This is a genomic window from Erythrobacter insulae, from assembly GCF_007004095.1.
GTDB classification, from domain to species: domain Bacteria; phylum Pseudomonadota; class Alphaproteobacteria; order Sphingomonadales; family Sphingomonadaceae; genus Erythrobacter; species Erythrobacter insulae.
Genome location: NZ_VHJK01000001.1, coordinates 1,462,667 through 1,483,667 on the forward strand (window position 1 = coordinate 1,462,667; position 21,001 = coordinate 1,483,667).

Annotated in this window: 19 protein-coding genes; 10 read left to right on the forward strand and 9 right to left on the reverse strand. The window is 58.5% G+C overall.

The genetic code is table 11. The features are described 5' to 3' along the window. Positions 1-57 precede the first annotated feature (57 nt). From FGU71_RS06950 to FGU71_RS06960, 3 genes are read right to left on the reverse strand one after another with little or no spacing between them, the layout of a single operon-like run. A complete protein-coding gene (locus FGU71_RS06950) occupies positions 58-501 on the reverse strand; it encodes a DUF2267 domain-containing protein (RefSeq protein WP_142787901.1) in 444 nt (147 codons plus the stop codon). 60 nt (positions 502-561) lie between these two features. Continuing rightward, on the reverse strand, positions 562-2,073 hold the full coding sequence (locus FGU71_RS06955; RefSeq protein WP_142787902.1) for a preATP grasp domain-containing protein: 1,512 nt from the start codon (positions 2,071-2,073) through the stop codon (positions 562-564). Beyond that, the gene (locus tag FGU71_RS06960; RefSeq protein ID WP_142787903.1) at positions 2,070-2,561 is read right to left on the reverse strand and encodes a hemerythrin domain-containing protein; all 492 of its coding nucleotides are present in this window, start codon (positions 2,559-2,561) and stop codon (positions 2,070-2,072) included. Before FGU71_RS06960 ends, FGU71_RS06955 begins: the two co-directional genes overlap by 4 nt. 119 nt (positions 2,562-2,680) lie before the next feature. Between FGU71_RS06960 and FGU71_RS06965 the strand changes: the two genes are divergently transcribed. From FGU71_RS06965 to FGU71_RS06985, 5 genes are all read left to right on the forward strand, one after another. Next, on the forward strand, positions 2,681-3,511 hold the full coding sequence (locus tag FGU71_RS06965) for a class II glutamine amidotransferase (RefSeq protein WP_234035674.1): 831 nt from the start codon (positions 2,681-2,683) through the stop codon (positions 3,509-3,511). 106 nt (positions 3,512-3,617) lie between these two features. Further along, positions 3,618-4,640: a sodium:calcium antiporter gene (locus FGU71_RS06970; RefSeq protein WP_142787904.1), complete on the forward strand. Its 1,023-nt coding sequence runs from the start codon at positions 3,618-3,620 to the stop codon at positions 4,638-4,640. A gap of 134 nt (positions 4,641-4,774) precedes the next feature. Further along, positions 4,775-5,476: an ABC transporter ATP-binding protein gene (locus FGU71_RS06975; RefSeq protein WP_142787905.1), complete on the forward strand. Its 702-nt coding sequence runs from the start codon at positions 4,775-4,777 to the stop codon at positions 5,474-5,476. Further along, positions 5,473-7,836, forward strand: a complete 2,364-nt coding sequence (locus tag FGU71_RS06980; RefSeq protein WP_142787906.1) for an ABC transporter permease — start codon at positions 5,473-5,475, stop codon at positions 7,834-7,836. Before FGU71_RS06975 ends, FGU71_RS06980 begins: the two co-directional genes overlap by 4 nt. Then, a complete protein-coding gene (locus FGU71_RS06985) occupies positions 7,836-8,990 on the forward strand; it encodes an efflux RND transporter periplasmic adaptor subunit (RefSeq protein WP_142787907.1) in 1,155 nt (384 codons plus the stop codon). The genes FGU71_RS06980 and FGU71_RS06985 overlap by 1 nt, the downstream gene beginning before the upstream one ends. Positions 8,991-8,992: 2 nt before the next feature. Here the strand turns inward: FGU71_RS06985 and FGU71_RS06990 are convergent, their stop codons facing one another. The 5 genes from FGU71_RS06990 to FGU71_RS07010 all read right to left on the reverse strand — a co-directional run bounded on the left by FGU71_RS06990 (position 8,993) and on the right by FGU71_RS07010 (position 15,674). Continuing rightward, entirely contained in the window at positions 8,993-9,580 is a 588-nt protein-coding gene (locus FGU71_RS06990; protein ID WP_234035675.1) for a CC0125/CC1285 family lipoprotein, read from the reverse strand. A 212-nt stretch (positions 9,581-9,792) separates the two neighbouring features. After that, on the reverse strand, positions 9,793-10,293 hold the full coding sequence (locus tag FGU71_RS06995; protein ID WP_185960226.1) for an Hsp20/alpha crystallin family protein: 501 nt from the start codon (positions 10,291-10,293) through the stop codon (positions 9,793-9,795). Positions 10,294-10,638: 345 nt separating this feature from the next. Then, the gene (locus tag FGU71_RS07000; protein WP_142787909.1) at positions 10,639-13,302 is read right to left on the reverse strand and encodes a cation-translocating P-type ATPase; all 2,664 of its coding nucleotides are present in this window, start codon (positions 13,300-13,302) and stop codon (positions 10,639-10,641) included. Positions 13,303-13,389: 87 nt separating this feature from the next. Next, on the reverse strand, positions 13,390-14,613 hold the full coding sequence (locus tag FGU71_RS07005; RefSeq protein ID WP_142787910.1) for a L,D-transpeptidase family protein: 1,224 nt from the start codon (positions 14,611-14,613) through the stop codon (positions 13,390-13,392). Next, positions 14,613-15,674 (reverse strand): zinc-dependent alcohol dehydrogenase family protein, encoded by a 1,062-nt coding sequence (locus FGU71_RS07010; protein WP_234035676.1) that lies wholly within the window; start codon positions 15,672-15,674, stop codon positions 14,613-14,615. Before FGU71_RS07010 ends, FGU71_RS07005 begins: the two co-directional genes overlap by 1 nt. Before the next feature lie 139 nt (positions 15,675-15,813). On the opposite strand from FGU71_RS07010, the gene FGU71_RS07015 reads away from it, so the two are divergent. The 4 genes from FGU71_RS07015 to FGU71_RS07030 all read left to right on the forward strand — a co-directional run bounded on the left by FGU71_RS07015 (position 15,814) and on the right by FGU71_RS07030 (position 18,743). After that, on the forward strand, positions 15,814-16,935 hold the full coding sequence (locus FGU71_RS07015; RefSeq protein ID WP_142787911.1) for a two-component system sensor histidine kinase NtrB: 1,122 nt from the start codon (positions 15,814-15,816) through the stop codon (positions 16,933-16,935). Continuing rightward, a complete protein-coding gene (locus tag FGU71_RS07020) occupies positions 16,928-17,548 on the forward strand; it encodes a response regulator transcription factor (RefSeq protein ID WP_142787912.1) in 621 nt (206 codons plus the stop codon). Before FGU71_RS07015 ends, FGU71_RS07020 begins: the two co-directional genes overlap by 8 nt. Before the next feature lie 108 nt (positions 17,549-17,656). Beyond that, positions 17,657-18,472, forward strand: coding sequence for a universal stress protein (locus FGU71_RS07025; RefSeq protein ID WP_142787913.1), 816 nt, complete (start codon positions 17,657-17,659; stop codon positions 18,470-18,472). A 13-nt stretch (positions 18,473-18,485) separates the two neighbouring features. After that, entirely contained in the window at positions 18,486-18,743 is a 258-nt protein-coding gene (locus tag FGU71_RS07030) for a hypothetical protein (protein ID WP_142787914.1), read from the forward strand. A gap of 26 nt (positions 18,744-18,769) precedes the next feature. Here FGU71_RS07030 and lptB read toward each other — a convergent pair whose 3' ends face one another. Beyond that, entirely contained in the window at positions 18,770-19,504 is a 735-nt protein-coding gene (gene lptB, locus FGU71_RS07035; RefSeq protein WP_234035677.1) for an LPS export ABC transporter ATP-binding protein, read from the reverse strand. Between the two features lie 177 nt (positions 19,505-19,681). On the opposite strand from lptB, the gene FGU71_RS07040 reads away from it, so the two are divergent. After that, positions 19,682-20,851, forward strand: coding sequence for a bactofilin family protein (locus FGU71_RS07040; protein ID WP_142787916.1), 1,170 nt, complete (start codon positions 19,682-19,684; stop codon positions 20,849-20,851). Positions 20,852-21,001 lie beyond the last annotated feature (150 nt).

Genomic DNA, 21,001 nt, shown 5'->3' on the forward strand with positions numbered 1-21,001 from the left:
CGCCGATCAGATATAGGGAACCTCCCGTAAGCGAGGATGATTTTGAGCTTGCAAGGTTCAGTTTTCGCTGGTCGCCAATTCGGTCCACAGGGCGCGGATATCCCGTGGCAGCGTGCGGATGATCTTGTCGATCTGGCCTTGCGAGACATGCCTGCCCAGAACGCCAAACACCGATCCGGCAGCCAATGCGGGATCGATGCCCCGGCTTTTGCCTAACTCGGCTCCTACGGCCTTGAGAAAGCCATCGGCGTTTTCATCGGATCTGGGTAATATGGTTGGGTCAAACCCGTCATAATACGTTCCGCGAACCACCAGAGGAAGTTGAGCGCCAAAATGCGCCAGCAGCTCAAGCGGAAGATGATCGCGCAGCCTTTGCAAAACGACAGACAGAACGCGCCAGGCAAATGCGCGGTCGGGTCCGATCTCGTCCATAATTTCCCCGAGCCAGATCGCCGTAGTGTTCAGGCTCTTGTCAAAGACGGGGAGGATCGTCGTGCTCATGGTACTCTCCGGTACAAAGGTATGGAGTTTCCAGCTTAATCTCCGGTCCGGACTGGGTCGTTAAGGAGTATTCCTGATCTCGGGGTCTTCGCCCGCTCCCATGAATTCGTCCGCTATTGCCAGAGCGCCGGGCTGATCCTGTGCCAGGATCAACATGTCGATGCGGCCATGCCTTAATGTGCCAGGCGCGAGCAGGACCGCGCCGTTCTCTTCGCCTGCCCGCAAAAGGACGTGATCGTATCGATCAACGAATTGATTGACGCCGATCTCGGCAAGACTTGGGTCATGATGGCTGAAAACCAGAAAGCCGTGATCGCGCCAATCCCCGACCAAACGGTTGGCGAGGGTCAGCGGGATGGAAATCCCGCCCCAGCGCCCGTTGCATTCCACCCAATGCAGCTCGCCGCCGGCCTCGCACTCGCCAATGACCAGCGCATCAAAACTGCACCGGCCAAAATAGCCGAGGCTTTGGAACAGCCGCCCCAGCATCGCGGCCTCATGCGCCATTTCGGCCTTGATTGATTCGCCCAGCTCGCTTGGCATTCCGCCTGCGAAGCGCGCGATTTCGCCTATAGTGAGCTGGTCGAAGATGCCTTCTATGATTGGGGGGCCGTCTGCGGGCAGGGGGATCCACAATTGCGCCGAAGGGCTGGCAATCACCGGCCCCTCCCACGCTGTTACTTGCAGCGGAAATGGATCGAGCCAGCCGCGCTGTTCCATCCTCTGCTTTAGATGCTCTGCTATCTCAGCGGCGGTCATGTTATTGAGAGCCGAACTTTCGAGCACGATGTTCCCCATTGAGGCCGCGCTATGAGATAGCTTGATCGCAACCTTGCGATGCTGCGTCATGAAGCGGCGCAGATGGCCCACCAGAGCGCCCATTCCATGCGTATCGCGCGCGTGCGGGACCGCGTCTCTCCTAAGCAGTCGGCTCGCCCAGCGTGCAAACCATAGCTTGTCATTAACAGCCCGCATCAGATTTGGGCCCGGACCTGCAATTCGCACGGGTTTTTGGGCTGCGCTGGCAATCTCTGCGGCAAGCCGCCAGATTCCGCCAGTCGCCATATATGGCAGAATGTTCAGTCCGCCTGCCGACTGTGCGACACTGATCGCGTGTGCCATCAAATGGCCATCGGCAAGTGCGGCGCTGGCCAAAGAGACGGTCGGATCGGTAATGTCGATTGCGGACACCCCGATTGAGCCAAGGCCGACCCGCTCACGGCAATATCGCTCGAAGTTTTTGTCCCGCTGGCCGTGAACCACCAACAGGTCTCCCGCTCTTGCGAGCATGGCCGCGCGGTAGCTTAGGTTTTGGTTTGCTCCGCCTGCCATCGCAAGCTGGATGGCGCTGTGGTCCTCGATCACGAGCGAGGGCAAATCCTCGAACCCCCGAGTGCAGAGCGTGCCGAATGGTGGCACGGTGTCGAGCGTTGGCCGGGCGCGCAAAATCTCGGCCCGGACCGTTTCGATCTGCTGGAGTTGAAGCGCGTTGAGCCGAGGGTGCCGATCGGCATGGAATGTCAGCCGGTTTTGTCCAATTTGCCTCGCATCATGGATCACCGTGCTGGTCATTCGCTCGGCTTGCCTGTCGCCAGCTGTGTCCACAGCTGTGCTTCAGAACGCAGCTTGCGGAGTGCGGCGAGCAGGCTTTCCTGCTGCTGGCGGGGAATTCGGCCAAGCGCACCGAAATGCTCGCCGCATTCGTCCGTATGGGCCCGCATGGTCTCGATCTGATCGAGCAGATGCTTGCGCTCCGCATCCGATAGCCGCGCGCTCTCTTCAAGCGCTGTGAGACGGACCATCGCGGCGAGCCCTTCGCTGTGTTCTTGGGCGAAGCGGTCAACGGTTTGATTGCCGAGCAAGGCGCGCAATTCGGGATAGAAATACAGTTCTTCGAATTTGATGTGCGCACCCGCCGCGCGGTCGATCGCGCGCGCTGCGCTGCCAGCGGCTTGGTCATCTTCAGCGCGCAGCGCCTTTGCGATAGCGAACAGCCCGCGTCCCATCGTCTGATGGTCATGGCGGAACTCATCGAATAGCTCGCTCACAGGATCGCTCATATTCGCACCTCAGGAATATTGCGGATAGCTGGCCGTATGCTTTGACCGGAAAAGGCTTGGCCATGTGCCGCCTGTATGGATTTTTTGCGACCGAACCGACCAAAGTCGAATGTACCCTGGTGCACGCGCAGAACGCGTTGATGGTGCAAAGCCAAAGCGATAGCTCGGGAAAAAGCCATGCGAATGGCTGGGGCGTCGCCACGTTCGAAGGCGAAGGCCCCCATATCGAGAAGCAGGCATGGGCCGCGTTTCGCGGCGCGCATTTTCAGCAAGCGGCGGCGCGCATTTACTCCCGTCAGGTGCTCGCGCATGTCCGGCGGGCGACTGTTGGAGAGCCGGATATTGCCAACACTCATCCGTTCAAAGACGGTGGCTGGGCCTTCGCGCATAACGGGACGATCCCGAATTTCGAGCAATTGCGGCCGCTGCTTTTGGCAGAGATCCCGACTGATCGGCGGGGCTTGATCAAAGGGGAAACCGACAGCGAGCATATGTTCCAACTGGTGCGAGCCCGGCAGTTGGCGCATCCTGAGCGTCCGGCCTTTGATTGTGTTCGGGAAAGTGTGCAGTGGATTGTCGAGCGCAGTCTTGAAATCGATCCCGAGGCCCGGATCGGGCTCAATATCATCATGACCGATGGCAACGAATTGATCGGTACGCGGCTGGGCCGGCCGCTCCAGTTTGTTGAGCGTGACGGTATCCATGACTGCGAAATTTGCGGTTTCCCGCATGTCCATCACAACCCGCGTGAGAATTACCGCGCTATCATACTCGCATCCGAACCGATCAGCCACGAACACTGGCGTGAATTGCCCGATGAAAGCATCTACCGGATTGGCAGCGATTGCAGAATTGCGTGGGAGGCCATCAAGCCACGGCTCAAAAGTGGGCGGCGCGTGAATGATCATCATGAGCGAGAGGATAGTGCGTGCTCACCTCCATCTCATTAGGTAAACCTCCGCAAGCAAATGCATCCCGGCGAGGCGACTATCGCAGCGGTATTCTTGGCGAGGGGATGGTCTCTGACGAGTTCACGCCGACTTCCGACGCAGTGCGATGAGCGCTCTGTGGCAGCTTGTACTGATTTTCCTTGCCGCTGCAGGTGCGGTCTGGTGGGCCGGGACGCGATTGCCCCGTTATGTCATCGCGCTAAGTGAGCGCACGGGGCTGGGTCAGGGGTTTGCCGGGATGCTTGTTCTTGGCGGTATTACGTCATTGCCTGAATTGGGCACGGCGACGAGCGCGGCGGCATTGGGGGCGCCCTTGCTGGCATTTAACAATATTCTCGGCAGCGCCAGCTTCAATATCCTCTTGCTTGCGGTTGCCGATATGGTGCTGGGCGCGCGCCCGCTCACTTCGGTTGTGGCAAAGCCGGCGACCTTGATTCAAGGCGTTCTCGGCATGATGCTGCTTGCTCTGGTGATCGCAGCCATTCTTTTTGGAGACAGGCTGCTTGCGGGTGCGGTGGGAATTGGATCGACGGTCATTTTCCTGTCCGGACTGCTGGCCATCAGGGTCGCCGACCGATCGGAGCGGCGCCCGATGTGGATGGTGGTCAATCCGCCGGATCAGGGCGATTCAGGCGACACGAAACGGCAGGAAATCAGCGGTCGCACAATGACAATCATGCTTGTCATGTTGTCAGCCGTCATCTTGTCAGCCGGGGCAGTTCTGGCGATGACGGCAGATGATATCGCAGCGCGCACCGGTATGGGTAAGGGGCTGGTCGGGGTGCTGTTTGTCGCCGCTGCGACATCGCTGCCCGAACTTAGCGCGATTACCGGCGCGATGCGGCGCCATCGTTATGAACTCGCAGTTGGCGAAATCTTCGGATCGAACCTGTTCAATCTGGCGATCATTTTCGCCATCGACTTGTTCGCACCCGGCCCGCCGGTGATTGAGCTGGCCGGGACGTTTGAGGCACTGGCGGGCATATTGGCGCTGGCAATGACAGGCGTGTTTGTAATCGGTCTGATCGAGCGGCGGGATCGGACGGTTCTGCGCATGGGACAGGATTCCCTGGTGGCGGTAACCCTCTATCTGGTCGGGCTGGTTGCGTTGATAAATCTGGATGTCTGACAGAAAAAAGCGCGCCGTGCGCGCTGTGCTTCCTGGGCGCAGCACTCCGGAACATTGCGTACATTCGCCCATGCGCGGCGTGATATGTCATTATAATGCTAGCGGGCTTGAAACAGAGCGAGACAGGCCAAAAGATGGCCGCTTTCAGTGGCCGCGACTTGCGCAAGATCTACATTACCGGGGAGACCGAGGTTCACGCGCTGCGCGGCGTCGATTTTGCGATCCACCAAGGTGAGGTGCTCGTCCTGCTAGGCCCGTCGGGCAGCGGAAAATCCACGTTTCTCAACATTATCGGCGGTCTGGACCGGCCCACCAGCGGCCAGCTCTATTATGATGAAATCGAGCTGACAGCGCTTGACGAGCGCAGCCTCACCCGCTTTCGCCGGGCGCAGATCGGCTTTATCTTTCAGTTCTATAATTTGATCCCGAGCCTGACTGCCGAGGAAAACGTAAGGCTTGTTACCGATATCTCGGACAATCCGATGTCGGCTGCAGAGGCTCTGGAACTGGTTGGTCTTGCCGACCGGCGCAGCCATTTTCCGGCTCAGCTTTCAGGCGGTGAGCAGCAGCGCGTGGCCGTTGCACGCGCGATCGCCAAGCAGCCCGGCGTGCTGCTTTGTGACGAGCCGACCGGCGCGCTCGACAGCGCTACCGGCGTAAAGGTGCTGGAAACGCTTGAGAGCGCAAACGCGAAGCTCGATACGACGCTGATCATCATCACGCACAATGCCGGGATCGCCGCCATGGCCGACCGGGTGTTCCATTTCCTTGATGGACAGATCGCACGGATCGAAACCAATTCGCAAAGGATCAGCCCGGCGGAGATCAGCTGGTGAGGGCGCTCGATCTTAAGCTTGTGCGCGACCTGTGGCGTATGCGCGGGCAGGCGCTGGCGATTGCCATTGTCCTTGCCGCCGGATCGGCCACCTTTATCCTTTCGGTAGGCGTGCATCGTTCGCTAACGGTCACGCGCGACGCCTATTACGCTCAAAATCACTTTGCCGATGTCTCGGCCAACATGACCCGCGCCCCGCGCAGCGTAGTGGACCGGGCCGCGGGCATCGATGGGGTCCAGCAAGCGCAAGGCTCAATCATACAATATGCGATCCTTGATTATCCCGACCGCGTCGATGCTGTGCGCGCTTTGCTCCAATCGGTTGACGAGCGCGGTCAGGACCGCATCAATCTTGTCACGTTGAAGCAGGGTCGGTTGCCGACTGATGGTAACCCCGGCGAGGTGATCGTCGATGAAGCGTTTGCGATCGCCAATAATGTAGAGCTCGGCCACGAGGTCGATGCGATCATCTATGGCCGCAAACAGCGGCTCAGGATCGTGGGAATCGGCTTTGCCCCCAATTACATCAACGCGCTTGCTCCGGGTGATATCGTGCCGGACGATAGGCGCTTTGGCATCTTCTGGATGGGCCGCAAGGCGCTGGAGGCGGCGACGGATCGCACCGAAGCGATCAACACGCTAACCGTTACCCTGCAACGCGGCGCCTCCGAAGGCGATGTGATCCGCGCAATCGATAGCCTGCTTGAGCCCTATGGCGGCACGGGCGCCTATGGCCGCGAAGATCATCCCAGCCACATGTTCCTGAAAAGCGAGTTAGACCAGTTGGAAGCGATGGTTCAGGTCATCCCGCCCGTTTTCCTGATTGTGTCGACATTTTTGGTTTACATCGTGCTTGGCCGAATGATCCGAACCCAGCGATCGCAGATCGGGCTGCTCAAGGCCTTTGGTTATTCGAACGCCGCTATAGGCTGGCATTTCCTGAAGTTCGCCTTTGCCATTGCCATGCTTGCGACGATCATCGGGTCTGCGGCAGGCGTATGGATGGGGCGTGCCATGACAGAGATATATGCCGGCCTGTTTCATTTCCCTTTTCTCCGTTTCAGCTTTGCCCCGAGCGTCTTTTTGGGAGCCGCGGCATTGGCCGTAGGATCGGCGGCATTCGGTGCGCTGAGCGGCGTTGCGGCGGCAGTGCGGCTTACATCGGCAGTGGCCATGTCACCGCCTCCGCCGCCGGTCTACCGTGCGGGCATGGTAGAGCGGATCGGGCAGCGGGCAGGGCTGTCTGCGACCGGCCACATGATCGTGCGCCACATTGCGCGCTGGCCAGCTCGATCTGCCATTACGATTAGCGGCGTCGCGATATCGATGGGGCTGCTGTTTTCAGTGTTACAATTCATCGATTCCAGCCATTTCATGCTCGATTCCTATTTCTTTCGTTCCCAGCGCCAGGATATCTCGGTGACCTTCACCGAACCGCGCAATGAGGACGTGTTATACGCATTGCGGCAGATGCCCGGCGTCTTGCGAGCAGAGCCGATAAACGGGCTGAGCGTAGAGCTGAGTTATGGCAACCGGCGCGAGCGCACCGCGCTTGAGGCGACTATTCCAAAATCACTGCTTACAGCCCGGATCGATCGGGACGGGAAACTGATTGAGATGCCGCCAGGCGGCCTGATGCTCAGCCGTCAGTTGGCGCAGCAACTGGGCGTGCAGGCGGGCGAAAGCGTACAAGTCAAAATGCTTGGCGGACGTCGGAGCGAGGCAATGCTGCCAGTGGGCGCGATGGTCGATGAATTCATCGGCGCCAGAGCCTACGCGACCGATCAGACCATTGCCGACCTGACGCGCGATAGCGCCTCGGTCGGGGCGGTATTGCTGCTTATCGATCCGGCCAAGCGTGAAGCCTTGCTCGCCCAGCTTAAGGCGATGCCGGTAACATTGAGCATTGGCGACAGGGACTTGGAAATGCAGCGATTTTCCGACCTGATTGATCAGAATATCAACACCATGATGGTGTTTTATATCGCGTTTGCATCGGCGATTGCGGTCGGCGTGGTATACAACAGCGCGCGAATTCTGTTTTCGGAAAGAGCGCACGAATTGGCGACATTGCGGGTACTCGGATACCATCGCAGCGAGGTCGCGATTGTCCTGATCGGCGAGATTGCTCTGTTGGTGATTATTGCCGTGCCGGTCGGTTTGACCGTCGGATATTGGCTGGCACAATTCATGGTGATGATGTTCAGCTCGGATCTCTTCCGTTTGCCGTTCGCACCGGAGAAATCGACATATGCGTTTGCGGTGATCGTCGTATTGCTGGCAGCTTTGTTGACTGCGGTGATTGTAGCTCGGCGGGTTTTGCAGCTCGATATGGTCCGCGTTTTGAAGGCGCGCGACTGATGCGGGATCTGATCAAACGTTGGCGCTGGGCGCTGCTTATCGCAGGCTTGCTGCTCGTCGGTTTGGTCTATGCCTTGTGGCCGCAGCCCCTGCTGGTGGACACTGACGAAGTGACGCGCGGTCCGATGGCGGTGGGGGTCACCGATGACGGGGTGACGCGGGCGGAGGAATATTACGTCATCTCAGCCCCGGTGACCGGTTATCTTGCCCGGATTGAACTTGAGCCGGGTGATGTGGTCAATCGCGGTACTTTGATCACGCGTATGCACGGGCGCCCGTCAAGTCCGCTCGACCAGCGTAGCCGGGATGAAATGCGCGCTGCTCTCGTCGCCGCTCGCGCTGCCGAAGCCGGGATCGCGGCGTCGCTTGGTCAGTCGCGCCGCGATCTTGAACGGGCCGAGGCCTTGTCCCAGCGCGGCTTCCTGCCAAAGGCCCAGCTCGAAGCGGCGCGAACACAGGTCGCGACCGGAGAGTCCGCGCTCGCACAATCCCGTGCGGAGGTCACGCGGCTGCGTACGATAATCGCCAATCCCAGCGGCGGCGCTTCGGGCAGTGTGGTACCTGTTCGTGCACCAGCCGGCGGAGAGGTGCTTTCCATAATCAATGAAAGCGAAGGGGTAATCGCCGAGGGCACTGCGCTGGCGACGATCGGCAATCCCGGCTCGATCGAGGTCGTTGTCGATCTGCTTTCTCGGGAAGCTGTTCGGGTAAAGCCCGGTAACCGCGTGGAAATCACGCAATGGGGCGGGCCCGATGCCTTGATCGGGAGGGTAGAGCGCATCGAACCGTTCGGGCGGTTGAAGGTATCGGCGCTGGGGATCGAGGAACAGCGTGTAAACGTGATTATCGCATTCGAGGATCTGGCTGCGGGTCAAGCCGAGCGTCTCGGACATGGCTACCAGGTGGATGCGACGATCCAGCTTTGGCGCGAAGATGAGACATTGCGATTGCCGATAGGGGCGCTGTTTCGCGGGCCAGATGGCGAATGGCAGGTCTTTGCAATCGAGAATGGCCGCGCGCGTGCCGCCACGGTAAAGCTGGGGCAGTTCAATGATGCCCATGCGCAATTGCTGAGCGGCCTTGATGAAGGCGCTGAGGTCATCGTGAACCCCAGCAGTGCAATCACCGATGGAAGCCGCGTTTCGCCGCGTTAATGTCAGGGATATTCGATCTGCGGCTCGATATCGTCGCGGACTTTGCGGGCATCGAAGGCGCGCGGGTTATCGGTGGGAAGCGCACCCCGGCCCAATCGAATATCGGCGGTCGCCTCGAACCGGTCGATCGTGCGGACATCGTAACGCCCCGCCCAAAACGGATCTCCATAATAGGGGTACCAGTGATACCAGCCGCGTCCGTTGCGGTAATACCGCCAATAAGGGCGCCAATAGGTGTGATAGGGCGAAAACCATGGATCATATAGCGGATCGCGCCGGATCTGACGCTCAATCTGGTGTTCGACTTCGCGGTCCTCGATCACGAAATAGTCGTATCCTTTTAGCAACGTCAGCTCTGCGGCGCGGAACAGCAGATAGCTCTCCACCCGTTCGCGAGAGGTAAGCTGGTTTCCGGCAAAGCTGACGCGGTAATGCTCTGCGTCGATCCGAATGTCGGAGTATCCGCCAGAAACCCGGCTGGCCGACTGCAATGGTTGATACGGAGTGCTGCGCATGGCGGTGCATCCCGCCGTCACCAGCGTCAGTCCGCAGACCGCGGCGGTCAAGAATTTCTTGCCAAACAATAGCATGGAGAGGGCTCCTTTCATGCAATGCCTACGCCCCGCTTTCGCTAGGTTCACCGGCGGCGACACGTGGCTGTTGCACCTGATCTGGCCGCGCTATCGGTATAGAAAGGCCATCCTGCCCCGCAGGGGGGTGGGCGAGACAGGATGGCACCGGCGGTCGGGTCGCAAGACCGCCATCTGGTTCAAGAATGGATCAAAATAACGCTGAGCGTTTTCTACGAAGTGTGGATTTCAATCCGGCGACGCTCTGGCGATGCCTTTTCATTTCGCGGAACGATGATCTTGATCACACCGTTTTCCGTATTGGCTTCGATCTTGTCAGCGAGCGCATCCTGCGGCAGCGAAATCCGACGTTCGAAAGATCCATAGCTGCGCTCGGATATCGAATAATCGCGTTCTTTTTCCTCCCGCTCTTCCTTTTTCTCACCTTTGAGCACGAGCATATCGTCTTCTATGGCGAGATCGATGTCCTCATGCGGAATACCGGGGACCTCGACAGAGATCCGGTAATCTTTATCGGTTTCGGTCATCTCGACCGCCGGGACAGGAACCGATGCGAGGTAACGTGTGCCAAAGCGAACGGCAGGAAAACGCGGCGGAAACTCATCGAACATCCGGTCCATCTCACCGCGAAGCCGGCTGAACGGCTCACGCAAATAGTCGGTCAGATCAGTATGCTCGCGAGACTGCTTCGCGAGGGTCATTTCATCAGCCATGTTCAACATCTCCTTAGGGGGGGTAGGAGCGAAGAATTTACCCTGGCCTGCCGCAGCGCAGCATACGGAATCTTCCCTAAGTAGCCGAACATAATGCACGGATCACGATGCGATCCACCGCGATCATTTCACTGCGCCGCGCGTCACTGCATCGGCGTAGGCGCCGGCGTAGGCATCGACATAGGCAGCCAATCCATCGGCATCAAAACAGTCAAGCTGGGGCACGGCGACGGCGGGTTGGCTCCGCAAGGTGCGGGTTCAGACGAACAGACGCGGACGAACGGATTTGTTCAATCGTTGCGCACCCTCGAACTGCCTTTGGTTTGATCCGCAAATTTGTGCATCCTAACCAAACTTTTCGGCATTTCTGCTGAGGACGGTTCCTGATGTCCTTTCCTGCCGATTGAGGAATTGCTTCGACGTTTCGGTAACCAGCAGCACTGCGAGCGCGGCGAGCAAGCAGAGCCAAAAGAACTCGGGTGCGACAGGACCAGTGCCAAGAAAACGCTGAAGCAAAGGCAGCGACATGGCACCTGCCTGCAGCAGGATCGCTGTCGCCATACCCACAAACATCCACCCATTCTCCGGCGAGTGCCAGCGCCAGAATGGTAGAGAAAGATTGCGGATCGTAAGCAGGAACGCGATCTGGAATGTCACCACCATCAGCAGCACGTGATTGCGGGCTTCGTTGATCGCCATCCCCGCCGCTAATCGATCCTGCAACACCCAAACCGAAATCAACGTCATCAAAATTGCGCCCGGCAACATCAGGATCAGCGCATCCCGGTCCATCAGCGACGCAAGTTTTGGCCGGGGCGGGTGCTTCAATTCGTCCCCGTCACCCCGGTCAAAGCCAAGCGTAACATCAAGCACACCATTGGTAACGAGATTGAGCCACAGCAGCTGCACCGGTGTCAGCGGCATCGGTAGCCCGACCGATAATGCGAGCAGGAACATCAAAATTTCTGCAGCACCCGTCGCGAGCATGAACAGTACAATCTTGCGGATATTTGCAAACGTAACGCGCCCTTCCTCAACGCCCGCCACAATCGTCGCAAAATTGTCGTCCGCCAGCACCAGATCGGCCGCCCCGCGCGCCACATCGGTCCCTCCGCGGCCCATCGCGATCCCGATATCAGCCATCAGCAATGCGGGGCCATCATTCACTCCGTCTCCGGTGACGCCAACGGTATGGCCCGATTGCTGGAATGCGCGCACAATCCTCAGCTTTTGTTCGGGTTCGGTCCTTGCAAAAATAGTCTTGCCCAGCACTTTTTTGGAAAAGGCCGCCTCATCGCGCCCCAAGGCGGAAAGTTCGCCGCCTGTGATCACGCTGGCCTGATCGGCATTCATGCCCAATTGCCGGGCAATGGCGAGCGCCGTCGCAGGATGATCGCCAGTGATCATCGCCACGGCAATTCCTGCTTCCCGGCATTTAACCACCGCCTCTACAACGCCGCGGCGCAGCGGATCGGTCAAACCCACAAATCCCAACAGTTCAAGGTTCTCAAGGTGATCGCGGATATATCCGTCAGTCGATTGTTCGGTCCCCTTTGCCAGTGCAAGAACCCGATATCCCCGCGCCGCCAGCTCCTCCGGAATGGCTAGGGTTTGCTTCCCGATATTGTCGCACATTGGCAGAATGGTCTCAGGCGCGCCTTTGACGATTGTGATCGCACGCGTATTCCATTCGGCCTCCACCGCTGCGAATTTTAGGACAGGCTCGTAGGGAATGATCGAAAGCCTTTGCGCGTTCTGCATACGATCGATTTCAGCGCCGGTTTCGCGTGAAAATTCAAGCAAGGCGACATCGACCGCATCACCGACCGGGCTGCCGTGTTCGGTGAGTTTGGATTCGTTGCAGAGGCCGGCGGCCTCGCCAATTGCGCGCAATGTCTCGTCCGCTTGTTCATCGCGCCATTGCGTGCGGCCCATCTCCCTGCCGTCTGGCGTCACTACGCGCTCTACCGTCAAACGATTGAGGGTGAGCGTTCCGGTCTTGTCGCTGGCGATGAGAGTGCACGCGCCAAGCCCTTCGACAGCGGGCAACGCACGGACGATGACATTGCGCCGGGCCATGCGGCTGGCTGCGGCTGATAGTGCCACTGTCACGGCAACGGGCAGACCTTCGGGGATCGCCGCCACCGCAAGCGCGATGGAAAGCAGGATGATCTCGCGCCACCCCTCTCCTTGCAATGCCAGCACCGCACCGAGCGCTAGGATAAGGCCGATTGCGATGATCGCGATCTGGCGGGCGAGGGTGGCCATACGCCGGACCAATGGAATGGCGGACGCACCGGCGCTTGCCTCGCCCAGGGTCCGGTTGATCGCCCCTAGCTGCGTTTGCGATCCTGTATTGGTGACAAGGCCCACGGCCCGTCCCTTCACAATCCCCGATCCGGCGTACAGCATGTTGATCCGGTCTGCGACGGGGGTTGCGGAAGCCAAAGACAGCTCTGCTTTCTTGTGAACCGGCAGGGACTCTCCGGTCAGCGTGGATTCGTCGGCTTCCAGCCCGACAGCCTCGATCAGCCGCATATCGGCGGTGATCCGCATACCGCTTTCGAGTTCAGCGATGTCTCCGGGCACTATCGCTTCGGATTCGATCTCACGGATCGCGCCATCACGGCGTATCCGTGCCGTCTGCGGGACCAAGGATCTAAGCGCCCGCGCGCTGGCATCGGCTTTGACCTCCTGAAACGCTCCGATCGCGGCATTCAGAAACAGGACGCCGAAAATAAAGGCCGCGTCCCAGCGATCGCCGAGCACCAGCGACAGGATCCCGGCGAACAGCAGAAGGTAGATGAGCGGGTTGCGAAATTGACGCAGGAAAACCAGCAGCGGCCCCGCAGTTGCAGTCTCCGGCAGGATGTTCGGGCCAAACCTGCTGCGCCGATCTTGCGTTTCTTCAGAGGAAAGCCCGTCCAGATCTACATTATGCGCTGCTAATGCTTCGCGAGGCGTGATCGTGTGCCATTCCACCTGAGGTGCGGCTAGATCACCCGGCACAGTATCAGGGCGTCTTTTCGGCCAGCATCACAGCCGAATATCGGGGGCAGAGGCGTGTTTTGCGGTCCTTGTCGGGTAATTGTGAAATCAACTCAGACACGATGCAGCTCCTACACTGGTATCAAGACTGACCGGTGCGGTAACCGCCTGCGATCCGTAAACGTCCGTAGAAAGCTGCGCGCTTGCAGGCGGCAGGTTTACACCGTCGCGGCGATAGATGTCCTCGTAAAAACGGATTGATCCCTCGGGATCAGGTCCGGCCGTGAAATAGGTAACGTAAAGCGGTATCGGCTGCGCCAGAGGCACCGTTATGGTCTTTTCAGACGCGACCTGTGACTCAACCGCAGCGATATTCCATTCCCGATCGTTCAAGAGCACAGCCGCGAATTCGATCGCGCGGTCAACCCTGATGCAGCCATGACTGAAAGCGCGCTTGGGCTCGGTGAACAATTCGCGGTTCGATGTGTCGTGCAAAAACACGGTGTAGGGATTGGGCATCTCCAGCTTCATTCGGCCCAGCGCGTTGTTATCGCCGGGCATCTGCCGATACCGTCCGTTCTGGTAGATGTAGCCCCGTGCGCGTGCTGCTTTCGGGCTGCGCCGCACGAATCTTGCAATCCCTTCGGCGGCGATGCTGGAGGGTATTTCCCACCATGGGTTAAGCACCACGCCGGTTACTCTGGCTGTGAAGACCGGAGTCCGCGTCGCCGGCTTCCCGACGATCACACGCCATTCGAGCACCATTGAGCCGCGCTCCCATAGCGATACTTTTTGAGCTGCAATGTTGACCAGCAAATACCGTTCTCCGAGATCGGGTGGCAGCCACCGCCAGCGAGCCAGATTCTTGGCCAGCAGCGTCCGGCGAACAGGATCGGCCTCGTTCGAAAATGCGTCTGCCAAAGCGGAATAGTCCGGGTGCGCCGGTCGGATCGAGCGCAAGAACGGATCCAGCGTGCCTGTGAGCAATGCTTGATCGAGCCCGTCCAGCAATTGCTTGTCCGACAGCGCGCCATCGATGTGCCACCATGCTGGCTTTCGCTCCCCGCAGCATCGCCCGCGCCATGCTCGCATCAGTTCAAGCGCAGCATTGCGCGCAGCCAGATCGAGCCCCGCACTTTCGCCCGCAGCGATCGAAGCGCGCAAATCATTTTCGATTGCTTCTGGCAGGTCGATCGCCTCTCCGGAAGAACGCTCGATCCAATCCTCAAGGGTTTCCGCCTGAGCCACCGTCCACGGCGGCGCAGCATTTGCGGGCAGGACTGTGAGGAATGTCAGCAGCAGACAGGCGGCTACCTTGCTTAGTTTTTTCATCACTCCCCCCGCTCCTGATCTGTCTGCATTATCAGCACCGCCGCACCGACGATGTCGCCGCGCCTGAGCCGGTCCAATGCGACATTCGCATCCTCAAGAGCAAACCGCTCGACCTGTGCTTCAACCTTGATCTCGCCAACCGCAGCGAAGAACGACTCCCCATCAGCACGGGTAAGGTTGGCTACTGAGCGGACTTGTCTCTCCCCCCATATCAGCGCGTAGGGGAACGCAGGAATGTCGCTCATATGGATCCCCGCGCATACGACAGTACCGCCCTTTCGGATGGCGGCGAGCGCGGTCGGGACAAGCGAGCCAACCGGCGCGAAGATGATCGCCGCATCCAGTTCGAAAGGCGCGGCTTCATCCGAACCGCCAGCCCATATGCACCCCAAAGAAAGTGCGAAACCTTGCCCCTTTACATCACCAGGTTTTGTGAATGCGGCGATCTCGCAGCCAAGGCCCGTGGCCAATTGCGCGATGATGTGCGCCGATGCGCCAAAGCCATAGAGGCCGATCCGATGCGCATCATTGGTGAGTGAAAATGCCCGGTATCCAATCAAACCTGCGCATAGCAGCGGTGCAGCGTGGGCATCGTCAAGACCGGGCGGCAGAGCGATACAGTAATCGGCCCGCGCCACCGCATGCGTTGCGTAACCTCCATCCACGGTGAAGCCGGTGAATCCGGGATCGTCGCACAGGTTCTCCATGTGGGTCATGCAGTAGCGGCATTGGCCGCATGTAGAACCGAGCCATGGCACGCCGACGCGATCTCCAAGGCTGAACCGGCTGACATCTTCGCCTGTTTCGATCACTTTGCCGACGATCTCATGGCCAGGAACGATGGGGATTTTGCCCTCAATATCGCGGTCAAGAATGTGAAGATCGGTTCGGCAAACGCCGCACGCAGCGACTTCGATCAGGATTTCGTCCGGGCCCGGTTCAGGGATCGCCCGCTCAATCATGTGGAGCCCGCTGCCACCTCCATCGAACTGCATGGCGCGCATCGTAGTCCTGTCGCGGTCCAATCGCGGGTGCCCATTGATCATCAAGGTTCTCGTCATCCGATCCGTTGACGAGAGAATAGAATGGCCTTCAATGCGTAAATAACCGTATACTATCCGGACCATTAACCGTGCTGAAGAGACTGTGGAGGGTTGTATCAGAGGCACAGACACTTCAGCGAAAGGCGCGAAGCCTTTTATGTCGCTTTGGAAGGGGGTTGAATTACATGCCGTAATCGACACCGTTCCCGATGCGATGGTTATTGCCGACGAAGAAGGCCGGATTCGATCCTTTAGCAAGGGAGCCGAAAAGATGTTCGGCTATTGCGAAGCGGAGGTTTTGGGCAAAAATATCGCCCTGCTCATGCCGTCCCCCGACCGGGAAAGACGCGGTGGCTATATGCGCCGCAATCAAGAGACCCAAATCCCGCAAATTATCGGGATCGGGCGCGTCACGACAGCCCGCAGCAGCGACGGAACTACCTTTCCGATCAACCTTTCGCTTAGCGAGATAAAGGTCGATGGCACATCAGGGTATGTCGCGTTTATCCGCGATCTGACGGAAAGCCGGGAGACCGAGCGCGAGCTGCATACTCTGCAAAGCGAACTCGCCCATGTCTCGCGTATCTCTTCAATCGGCGGCATGGCGACATCGCTGGCGCACGAGCTCAACCAACCGCTGACCGCAGTTACCAATTATGCGAATTCCGCCAGCGATTTGCTAAAAGATCCGAGCGAGGAAAATCTCGCGCTCGTCAGGGAGGCGCTTGACGAATGTGCGCAAGAGGCACTGCGCGCTGGACAGATAGTTCACCGGTTGCGCGATTTCATATCGCGGGGCGAAACCGAACGCCACATTGTCAGTCTCAGCAGGCTGGTGAAGGAGGCGTCGGCGCTCGCCCTGATGAATGGCGATGGCAAGAAAGTCGATTTTGAGACGGTGCTTGATCCGGATCTTGACGAAGTTCTCGTCGATCCGGTTCAAATTCAGCAAGTTGTTCTCAACCTGATCCGCAACGCGCTCGAGGCGATGCTGGAATCGCCGCACAAGCGATTGATTATCAGTTCATGGCCGGGAAAACCGGGCTTCGTCGAACTGATCGTAGCTGACAGCGGCCCCGGACTGGAGCCTCATATCGCAGACCGGCTTTTTCACCCGTTCAACACCAGCAAGGAAAGCGGGATGGGATTGGGCCTGTCAATTTGCCACACCATTATCACTGCGCATGGCGGAAAGATCGCGGCCAAGCCGTCTGAACTGGGCGGAACCGCCTTTCACATTACCCTTCCTTTGGCATCGCAAGGAGATGACGATGGCTGATTATCCAATCTATCTGGTCGATGACGACGATTCAGTCCGCCGATCAGTCGGTTTCATGCTCAAGACTTCGGGCCATCAGGTGGAATCCTACGTCGATGGTGCGCACTTCATCAAGGAATCGCGGTCGCTTGAACCAGGCTGTGTGCTGCTGGATGTCCAGATGCCCGAAATGGACGGCCTCGAAGTGCAGCAGGAGCTCAAGAACCGCGGCCTCCCCTTTCCCGTGATAGTCATGACCGGTCACGGCGATGTCGATGTCGCAGTGAAAGCCATGAAAGCGGGAGCGATCGATTTCATCGAAAAGCCATTTGCCAAGGAAACCATGCTCGAAGCGGTCGCTGAGGGTTTCGACAGAATTGAGAATTCGAATGTACGCAGCACTAGGCGCGAAGAGGCAAAGCTGTTGCTGAATGGCCTGACCGCGCGCGAGCGAGATGTGCTTGATGGACTGGTCACAGGCTACCCCAACAAGACGATCGGATACGATCTCGGCATAAGCGCGCGGACCGTTGAAATCCACCGCGCCAATCTGATGCGCAAACTTGAAGTCAACAATTTGTCAGACCTACTGCGCATCGCTTTCGCGGCAGGATTGGGCGAGACCGAGGAGTAGCGCGAGACCATCAGGCCGGTGCAAGCTGCCCTCAGGATATGTCCGTAGTGCCCGCCTAGCCCGCCTCCGTCATACCTCCAGCTGAACAAAGCCGGGAGGGGCGATTAAATGAAATCGATCTTGCTTCATGTGGCCGATGATCCCTGTCTTGAGGCGCGGGTCCAGACCGCTCTTGATCTAGGCAGAAGCTTCGGCGCTCATATTACTTTTCTTCAACCGATAGCTTACATCTACTCCATCCCGATCGACGTTTACGGGATGTCTGTTGCCGATATGATGCCGGAGATGCGGGCGGTTGCGGGCGAATTCCGTCAGAAACTCGAAGAGCGGCTCAAGAGTGAAGACGTCAGGTGGGATTGGGTAACCGTCGAGGGGCCAGCGGATGCGCGCATTCTCTCGATGGTCAACACCTTCGACTTGCTCGTGCTGGGCGCTTGCGATCCTTTTGCACACGATAACCATCATTCGTCATTGGTCGCAGACATGGCAGTGCATGCGCATACGCCGGTTCTGGTGGTCCCCAGCGAGCAAAACGGCTTCGATTGTTCAAGACCCGCGATCGTAGCGTGGGATGGATCGGCAGAGGCCTCGCGCGCCTTGCGGGCCGCCGTTCCGATATTGCAGCGCGCGCAGTCGGTACACCTTGTCAGTGTTGATGAAGATGAACCAGGCAAACCATACGATTTGCCGGCGATCAGCGGCGCAGAATATCTTTCGCGCCATGAGATCGAAAGCGAGTTGGTCGAGATGCATCGAAATGAGCTCGACATAGCGGAATGTATCACGAACGCGGCCCGCGGACGCGAAGCCGGTCTTATTGTGATGGGGGCGTATGGTCGCTCCCGCCTGCGCCAGAATCTGCTTGGCGGCGTGACGCGTGACATGATCACAGATCCCGAATTGCCGCTTTTTATGCATCATTGAACGGAGAGGACAAATGGAAGAACCAGGTAAGGCAGCTGGCAACAGAATTGCGATCATTGGCGCCGCCTCGGTAATCGTAATGATAGCTTTACTGGCCTATTTCGGAATGCAGCAAGAAGAACCGGAACCCACCGTGCCTTCGTCTGAATGGACCAGAGCGCCGGAGGGCGGCGTCAAAGTCGATTTGCCAGAAACGCCCCTGCGTACTGTGCCGATAGAACCAGCAGAGGGTCCATCCGAAGAGACAGCCGACCAAAGCGAGCAAGAGTGACGTTCGCACGTTTGAGCGCGAGCGGTTCAGTCGTCCTTGCGACCCAGATAATGCGCAATCACAGCGTCATCCCGCAACATTGCAGACGGCGTGCCCGAGAAAATCGTCGTACCTGCGTCAATCACATAGGCGCGGTCGATAATTGCAGTCATTTCGCGCACATTCTGATCGGTTAACAGCACCCCTATACCGCGGGCCTTCATGGACAGGATCATCTCTTTTATGCTCGCGATGGTGAGCGGGTCGATCCCGGCAAACGGCTCATCCAGGATCATGATGGCAGGTTCCAGCGCGAGCGCTCTTGCCACTTCGCAGCGCCGCCGCTCGCCTCCCGAAAGCGACTTTGCCGAGGCATCGCGCAGGTGCGCGATCCGCAGGTCCGCCAGCAAGCGTTCCAGCCTTTCGCTGCGCCGAACAGGGTCAGGCTCAACCGTTTCCAACATCACCTCGATGTTCTGGGCAACAGTCATGCCGCGAAAGATCGAACTTTGTTCTGGCAGGTAGCCCAACCCCAAAATCGCGCGGCGATAGAACGGCAGCCGCGTGATATCATCTCCGCGCCACACGACCCTGCCGGAGGTGGGCTTCATCAGGCCGAGAATACAATAGAAAGCTATAGTCTTGCCCGCCCCATCGCGGCCAAACAGCCCGACTATCTCCCCTTCAGACACCTGCATCGAAAGCCCATTGAGCACTGGTTGCTGTCCGAAAGATTTGTGGACGTCGATCAATTCGAGCGCTGCTGCAACCTTGTCCTCCAATACCAGCTCCCGAAGGTTCGACGATAACAGCGTGCAAATGATTGGCTCCCGTAAATACGGAAACTGATCCTCATCGATTAGCGCTGCTACAGCGCCAATTCCCTAAGGGAGTTTACGGGTGCCGGTCTTTGCTTCGTTCGATCAGTCTCCCACACTGCGAGACTGTGGGAGGCCCAAATGGCGACGAAATTTTTGCAGGTACGATCATATATTCTGTTGGGGCTGCTATCCATATCGTTGGTATTGCTCGCTCCGTTCTCGTCGGCGCAGGAAACCGCCCCAGACCAAGACGGGGCTCAATCGCCGCAGGTTGAACAGGATATGGTCTTTGCCGCAGATCAGGACGTGCAGCTCGATGCCAAATCAACCGATGACGTGTTCGCTGCTGGCAGCACAGTGACGGTGCAGGGCGCACAAGCCGACCATCTCATTATCGCTGGCGGGGAAATCTCAGTCCGCGACGTCAGCTCCAATGATTTGATTGCTGCCGGCGGTGAGATCGATTTTGCGAGAGGCGCGATCGCGGACGATATTGTTGCTGCCGGCGGTGACATTGAAATCGGCCCCGATTTCACACTTGGCGGATCGGCGGTTCTGATGGGAGGCAGCGTACGGATCGATGCGCCGGTTCCAGGCGATCTTAGGGTGACAAGTGGCAGCATCATCGTGAATTCCGCGATCGGAGGATCTGCACGTCTGGCTGGCGATACGATCGAGATTGGCCCCAATGCCCGCATTGCCGGTGATCTGGAATATCGTAGCGAAAATCTGGTCATGCGGCCGGGTGCTGTAGTTGAGGGCGAGACACGCATTCTACCGGTCGATGATACTTATGGTGCAGAGGAGTTCGGCAAGGCGGCTGGATCGATGTTTCTCATGCTGGGTATCTCGATCCTCATCAGCTATTTTGTGGTTGTGCTGGCGCTCGTCTTCGCTGCACCGGCGCTTATGCGGGCAACATCCCGGATGATGCGGGAACAACCGTGGAAGAGCCTGGGTCTGGGCCTCTTGATTGCGGTAATCGTGCCGCTGCTTGGCGTCCTTTTCCTTTGGACAGCAGTGGCCGCGCCGATTGCATTGCTACTGCTCACAGCGAGCATTGCCATTACACCGATTGCACTGGCTGCGACTGCCTATTTCGCGGGAGACAGCGCGCGCCGGTTTCTCACCAATGCCAAAGAAGACGCGGCAGGGATTGGCGCGCGCCTGCTTTGGCCCGGACTGGGAGCTTTGGTGATATTCGCGCTTACTTTGATCCCGATTGCGGGCCTGATAATCTGGTTCTTTGCAATGTTGTTTGGCCTCGGTGCAGTGGTGAACAGCACGGCCAAGGCATTGGCGAAATAGGCGAAATAGGTGTTCAATCTGTTTGCCCGCAACCAAGCGGCGCCGAGCCATTTTTCGAGCAGCCGCAGGCTGTGATTGGTGCTGATCAAACAGCGGCGCTAACCGGCGCGAGCGGCACGACTTGCAATCCGTTTTTCATAAGCGCAGTAT